Annotated in this window: 7 protein-coding genes and 2 pseudogenes; 7 read left to right on the forward strand and 2 right to left on the reverse strand. The window is 48.7% G+C overall.

Translation table 11 applies throughout. From position 1 onward, the window contains the following. The 6 genes and pseudogenes from D9741_RS23140 to D9741_RS23175 form a co-directional block, all read left to right on the forward strand. Positions 1 to 1,877: pseudogene (locus tag D9741_RS23140) on the forward strand (hypothetical protein); the annotation flags it as partial. 2 nt (positions 1,878 to 1,879) lie between these two features. Further along, positions 1,880 to 2,230, forward strand: coding sequence for a DUF4087 domain-containing protein (locus D9741_RS23145; protein WP_130216359.1), 351 nt, complete (start codon positions 1,880 to 1,882; stop codon positions 2,228 to 2,230). A 58-nt stretch (positions 2,231 to 2,288) separates the two neighbouring features. Then, positions 2,289 to 2,633 (forward strand): hypothetical protein, encoded by a 345-nt coding sequence (locus D9741_RS23150; RefSeq protein ID WP_130216357.1) that lies wholly within the window; start codon positions 2,289 to 2,291, stop codon positions 2,631 to 2,633. Continuing rightward, positions 2,634 to 3,062 (forward strand): hypothetical protein, encoded by a 429-nt coding sequence (locus D9741_RS23155; RefSeq protein WP_130216355.1) that lies wholly within the window; start codon positions 2,634 to 2,636, stop codon positions 3,060 to 3,062. Positions 3,063 to 3,815: 753 nt separating this feature from the next. Further along, positions 3,816 to 4,007 carry a Rop family plasmid primer RNA-binding protein gene (locus tag D9741_RS23170; protein WP_130216361.1) on the forward strand — a complete coding sequence of 64 codons (192 nt, stop codon included), beginning with the start codon at positions 3,816 to 3,818 and terminating at the stop codon, positions 4,005 to 4,007. Beyond that, positions 4,007 to 4,414 carry a helix-turn-helix domain-containing protein gene (locus D9741_RS23175; protein ID WP_130216353.1) on the forward strand — a complete coding sequence of 136 codons (408 nt, stop codon included), beginning with the start codon at positions 4,007 to 4,009 and terminating at the stop codon, positions 4,412 to 4,414. The genes D9741_RS23170 and D9741_RS23175 overlap by 1 nt, the downstream gene beginning before the upstream one ends. A gap of 566 nt (positions 4,415 to 4,980) precedes the next feature. On the opposite strand, the gene D9741_RS23180 is transcribed toward D9741_RS23175, so the two are convergent. Then, positions 4,981 to 5,649, reverse strand: coding sequence for a hypothetical protein (locus tag D9741_RS23180; protein ID WP_130216351.1), 669 nt, complete (start codon positions 5,647 to 5,649; stop codon positions 4,981 to 4,983). A 208-nt stretch (positions 5,650 to 5,857) separates the two neighbouring features. Further along, a complete protein-coding gene (locus D9741_RS23185) occupies positions 5,858 to 6,103 on the reverse strand; it encodes a hypothetical protein (RefSeq protein WP_130216349.1) in 246 nt (81 codons plus the stop codon). Between the two features lie 119 nt (positions 6,104 to 6,222). Here D9741_RS23185 and D9741_RS23190 point away from each other — a divergent pair. After that, positions 6,223 to 6,541: pseudogene (locus D9741_RS23190) on the forward strand (hypothetical protein); the annotation flags it as partial.

The following is a 6,541-nucleotide window of genomic DNA, read 5'->3' on the forward strand; positions in this document are numbered from 1 at the left end:
TCAGCGTGCCGTGGTACTGGGGGGATTTACGCTACTCCGGGTCTTTTGTGCTGGTCAGGCACTGTGTTCAGCCCGGGGAAACGGCAGAAAGCGGACTGACCTTTTACACGCTGTATATGCATCTCGCGCCGTGGCTGGCCTACCCGGAGCAGGACAGCACGGCGTTTAAGGTCGCAGACGGACAGCATCTGAATGCGTATATGGACGTATCCCGGCAGGTGGTGGTGGCAGAGTTGCCACCCGGTACACGTGTGATATGGGATAAAGCGGTAAGTGCTGACACCATGGCAGGGAGCAACGGGCGGCAGTATGCGTACGTCACGCTGGCGGAGCCGGTTACGGGCAGGATGAGCCTTAAAGCCGGGGACCGGGTATGGACAGTATGTGACAAAGGGAATCTGGTTCCGGCGCCCGACAGCGCCGCCCGCCCGGCGTGGTGGTCGCCGTTTCTGCCGCCGTCACGCGAAACTGTGCAGTTTGATACGGTGGTGTGTCCTGACCCCTATCCGGTTAAGGCCGGGGACCCGGTGGGGCATCTGGGGTATTTTCAGGTTCCCACAGAGGACGGGCATGAAAAGCGCTATCAGGTGCATATCGAATGTCTGACCCCGGACGACCTGCCGCGCTTCCTGAGCAACCTGGAAGGTGTGGGGCGCGACACGCCCGCCTTTGCCCGCTGCCCGAAGGGCATACCGGTGTACCTGAAAGTCACCGGCGGGGAAATCCAGAAGGGCCGGATAACCACGCAGAGCGAAACGGTGATGGCGCTGTCAGGTCAGGCGGTGACGGACAAAGAGGGTAAACGCTACTGGCCGGGCGGGGCGTCGCGCGGGCTGCTGGCGGAATCGGATGTGCAGCTGTTGTCCCGGTATGATCTGGCTGGTCGGGGTTTTGAGGCCACGGAGGACAGCCCGGTGAGCTTTGACCATCTCGACGGAGAGAGACAGCCGAAGGGGCTGGTGAGGACGATTTTTGAGCGTTTTTTCAGCGTGGCGGATGATGACGATAAGCTTTACAGCCCACTGGAAGCATTCAACTACCGGCAACTGCTGAACCAGATTGATGATGCAAAATCTCCCCGGTATAACCCGGAACAGTACCGGCGTGCGGTGCAGAACCCGTCAATGCGTGCGCATCTGTATCGTCTGTGCGTGAAACACCCCAGTGAGTGGTATTACTCGTCGGAGTCTCCGGTGTGGAAAGCATTTTTTACGCCACAACTGAAAAGAGACGCCCCGGAGTGGCACGCCTACAGTATGAAATTTTTGACAGATCTCCGTTGGATGTACCGTGTGGCCGGAATGGTGGAGAATCCGTGGCATATGCATCCGCTGGTTTTTCTCGATGCGATTAAATGCCGGGGATACGATTTTTCTACGAGAGCGGGAACGATCAGAGCAATTATCGAGGAGAGCAGAAAGCAAGGATTTAGCCTCAACTCACAGATTGCTTATATTCTCGCTACGGTTAAGAGAGAGACTGGCGATACGTTTCAACCAGTGAGAGAGGGCGATTGGGGCGGTCATATTTCGACGGATGAGTACCGGAAAAAGCATTACCGGTATTATCCATATTATGGGAGAGGCTATGTCCAAATTACTTGGGACTATAACTATAAAGCATATTCAGAAAAGCTTGGTGTTGATTTGGTTTCGGATCCTGATAGGGCTTTAGAGCCTAATAACTCCTTGTTTATTCTTATTGATGGATTCAAAAATGGAGTTTTTACAGGAAAGAAACTGACCGATTATGTAAGCAAGGATAGTGTGGATTTTCTTAATGCAAGACGGTGTATTAACGGCTTAGATCACGCAGAACAAATTAAAGGATTTGCAGAGGTTTTTTTAAGTAAACTGGATGCTAGGGAGTTAATTTGAGGATGAAACCACTATTTATAACTGTATTTTTATTCGTTCTTAGCTTCTTTTGTTTGGGGAGTGAATTAAGGTGTGGATGGTTACAAAATCCTAGCCCATCCAATCAATGGATTAGTGATAAAGACGGGACGTGGGATATATCAATTCAAGGACGCTTTACTTCAAGTGGCATTGAAAAACTGAAGGGTTTTCCAGACAAAGAGTTTGTAAAAACAAACGAAAATTATGGATATGGGTGTGCCTGTATCAGTGCTGATGTAGATCATGATGAGAAAAAGGTAATCAAAATATACAGTTCCAAAATATTACCTCTTTCCCGTTGTCAGGGGGATCGGACGCTTAGCGAACCTTGAGTTGGATCTTTTAAATAGAGGTAAGTTAATATACTCAGCTGCTGGCGCGTATCAAATCATGGGTTATTTATGGGATAACCGTCAAATAGTTAGAGCCAGAGCTAAGTATGGTGTGAGTGATTTCACTCCGTTGTCGCAAGATAAATGTTGTGTTCTGATTCTGATTCTTAAGGTTAAGAGGAAAGGTTCGCTTGAGATGATAGCGAAAGGTGATATAAATGGCGCTTTAGATATATTGAGCTATGAGTGGGCTAGCCTGCCTCCTGGACGCTTCGGGCAACCAGCAAAAACAAGAGGTGAGGCGGATTATTTGTTTGAGAAATACTTAAAAGAAGAGCTTAAAGGTAATACTGTTCTTTATCTCCCTGTTGGATATATATCTAAATTTTTAAAGGTGGAATAAATGCGCCATCTGTTTTCATTGTTGCTGTCTTTTTCATTTTTATCTTATTCTAACGATAATTTAGGTGTGTGGGGGACGACATGTGATGATGGTGGCTTTTATTTTGCATTAGAGCAAAAGACATCACCATTAGTTGTTAATGACAATCAAATAGTTGTATCTATTCATTCCTTGGTCATCAATGATGGTGTTGTTGGTGTCTATCTAGATGGACCATTAGATCTTGGTAGAGGAGGGATGAATATAAAATGGGATAATATAGATAAGACAAAAAAAATTGCCGAATTCAATTATAAGGATGATGCCGGATATTTAAGATGGTTCGGTTTTTTTGACAAAAAGAAAAGCAAATATTTTTGGAGCAAAGATCCTGACTTTGTTCAGTCATACTCGCATGATGGCGTTGTAAGAATGAAAAAATGCGAATGATTTATTAATTGATCAGTTGAGATCCTTTTGTTCTGAGCGTAATCTTCTGCCCAGAAACGAAAAAACCACCTGGGGAGGTGGTTTGATCGAAGGTTAAGTCAGTTGGGGTACTGCTTAACCAGGTAACAGTCTTGTGCGAGACATGTCACCAAATCTGTCCTTCCAGTGTAGCCGGACTCAGGCCACCACTTCAAGAACTCTCGAACATCTCTCGCACATTTCAGTTACCAATGGCTGCTGCCAGTGGCGTTTTTGCGTGTCCGTCCGGGTTGGACTCAAGGGTTAGTTACCGGAAGGGGCGCAGCAGTCGGGCTGAATGGGGGGGTCTTGCACACAGCCCAGCTTGGAGCGAACTGCCTAAACGGAACCGAGTGTCAGGCGTGGTATGAGAATACGCGGCCTTTAACAGCGGAGAGACACCGGAAAACCGCAGGGCGGGAACAGGAGAGCGCAAGAGGGAGCGACCCACCGGAAACGGTGGGGATCTTTAAGTCCTGTCGGGTTTCGCCACCCTCTGACTTGAGCGTCGATTTTTGTGATGCTCGTCAGGGGGGGCGGAGCCTATGGAAAAACGCCCCGTGGGGCGTGGCCTTATCCTGGCTTTTGGGCTGCTGTTTCCTTACGGTTATCTTCTGTCTTACTTGTCCTTTAGTACGATCCGTCCGCTCGCCGCAGACAAGTGACCGAGCGGAGCGAGCGAACGGTCGAGGAAGCGGAAAAGAACCGGAGATAACGTGGAGCACTTACGCAGTGATGACGAAACAACAGAAAACTGCGCTTAATATGGCGAAGTTTATCCAGGGGCAGACCCTGCTTCTGCTGGAAAAGCTTAATGAACTTGATCTCGATGCTGAGGCGGATCTTTGCGAAAAGCTGCATGAAGATGCGGAACAGCTTTTCAGCACACTGGCTGCTCGTTTAGGCAATGCTCCGGAGGCAGTTTGATGGCGAAAGTTTCTATCAGTGAGGCAGCCCGCCTTACCGGTAAAAGTCGTACCACATTGCACCGGTTGATCAAGACAGGTGAACTGTCCACCTGTCTTGGTGAACGTAATGCCAGAATGCTCGATACTTCAGAGCTTTTGCGTGTATTTGGTTCTCTTGATGGTTCTAAAGCTGTACATGTCGCTGAACAGGTTGGTGAACAGCGTGTTACAGCTTCAGAGGCTGAAAATGAACAGGTGATCAGGTCGCTGAAACAGGAAATTGAACACCTCAGAACTCTTGTTTCTGCGCAGGGGTCACACATCGATAGCCTGAAACAGGCAATGCAGCTTCTGGAGCATAAGCAGCCCTCGTCTGAAATACCGGAGCCGACGACAGCGCCCTGGTGGAAGTTCTGGCAAAAATGAGCGTCTTTAATGCAATTTAGTGCAACTTAATGCAGCTTAGTGCAATTCAGTGAAATCTAATGCAATTACCGCATTAAACCAGAGGCACGTTACCGACTGTATACAGTCGCGTGCCAAAGGGTTCCCCTTTGAAACCCACCCGGGAATTTTGCGCGTGCGCAAAACCGGACACCCGTGGCCCTCGTCAGGGCTCGCCGCCCCGACACCCTGCCAGCGCCTCACGATCCCGCAATAAATTGCGTGTCCGTTCACCGCTTTCCTGATGGCATGAGCCAGGGCAGGCTGACTTCATCGTTCCCGCAAAGCCGGAGGAGAAAACCGGGAAAAATCTCCGTTTCACCGGCTGTTTTGTGCCAGACAGGAGCCCATGCACTGTACTGCATAGTCATTCATGGACCATAAACGCGCTCAGCACGTTTATGGCGCGTTTTCGCCGGGTAAACTGTGATTTTCACCGGTTTCGCGCTGAAATCGCCCTGAGCGCGTTTCTGCGGTGCGCGTAATGCGACGTTATGGTAAATCCGTTTTAATGCGGCAGCTTCAACTACAACCCGACCACAGTGGCGTTACACTCTGGATTGGCCGTAAAAGGCTACTGCCTGAACCCGGGCACCACAGTCAGCGTTTTGTGTGAATCCACTGTCAACCAGTAAATTAAAGAAATTCAGTTCGTTATTAAAAGTGAAAATTGAACACGAACTATAGTTGGGGTTAGCTAAAACCCATCCGCTATTTTTCATATTGCCCCATTCCTGAAAAAGCCCTCCGTTAACTTCTCGAGTGATAGTAATCCATTCAGACCCAGCAATATATTGACTGTTAACATCAAGCGTCTCCGGAAATATTCCGTTCACGCTTTCAATCCACTGTGAGATTTTATTGGTTGTAACGAATGTATCTTTGCTGTATTTAAAAAAACGCTTCACGACAAATAAATATGATGAGATGATTCGCCCGGATGTGTCTGTGGCATTAATATAAAATAATGTGTCGCAACACCGTTCATCCGCGTCAGGAAACGTCACTGTACCATCCCCGCTGACCGCCACCAGATTGTTGCCTTTGCTGGAGCCGCACTGCCATGTCACCTTACCATTATTGGCCGGATCATTATCTATGACCATTTTAAAGGTCGCTCCAGGGAACAGGGTGTTAGGGAAATAATACCCCTCAACCATGTCTTTTTTCATATCAAAAATATGACCATCAACTAAAACACCTGTAATTGCACTCACAAATAAACCTTCGCTAATAAGATAAATAATTTCATTCCAGTGTGAAATGACGTTGAGGATGTTAATGGAATTAAGGATTGTGAAGGAGTTATTTATATATCATATAGTAGTGTGTTCATTGTTATATATTAAATACTTCCGCTGGCCTTATCGGTATAGTGACTATCAAAGATAACTATCGTAGCCCCTGGAAGACCGTTTTTACCGGTCAACGGCGGCGCTGAGGCTGCCAGGTGAAGGTATTTTCTCCTGCTTCAAATTCCTGTCTGCGGGCAGACTGTGCCGCCTGTGCTTTCCGTTCGTTTTCAATGTCGATGAGTACCTGCGCCCGTACCCGTCGTTTGATTTCCTGGGGCAATTTTTGGTTGTCTTTCAGACCCATCGCAATGGCTGTTGCTACAAATGCATCGGCAAGACGCTTTTCTTCTGTCGGAGTCAGTTTTCTGCGTTTCATGGAATCCTCCTGTCTGTGCAGTCTAACGTAACATTATGTGCCATATGAGGAAATGCTGGTGAAGTCTCATCAGGTGTATGATGGCGGTTATTTAACCCTGTAAAACACAAGGATTTGTTATGTCAGAGCCGGAAAACGGCCCGCAGCTCCCGGCCATCTGCTGGCCGGTGCCGAAGAATAACCGGGGCGGGGAGTTCAGTAACCTGGAAGAGATGCTGGCGCATCTTGAGGGGGAAGCCACCGGGCACTGGCTGATTGGCCGTAATGGTATGTGGCACGGGGGAATTCACATCACGGACACCACGACCCCGTGGTGTGCGCTCAGCGGTCAGGCGATGAATGAGGCGGTGGATTTCCCCGTGCCGTTTAAGGGGGAGCAGGCCGTGCGCTGCATGGCGGACGGTGAAGTGGTGGCGTACCGGATTAACCGGGATTACC

It is taken from the genome of Escherichia sp. E14V7 (assembly GCF_004212225.1).
Classification (GTDB): domain Bacteria; phylum Pseudomonadota; class Gammaproteobacteria; order Enterobacterales; family Enterobacteriaceae; genus Escherichia.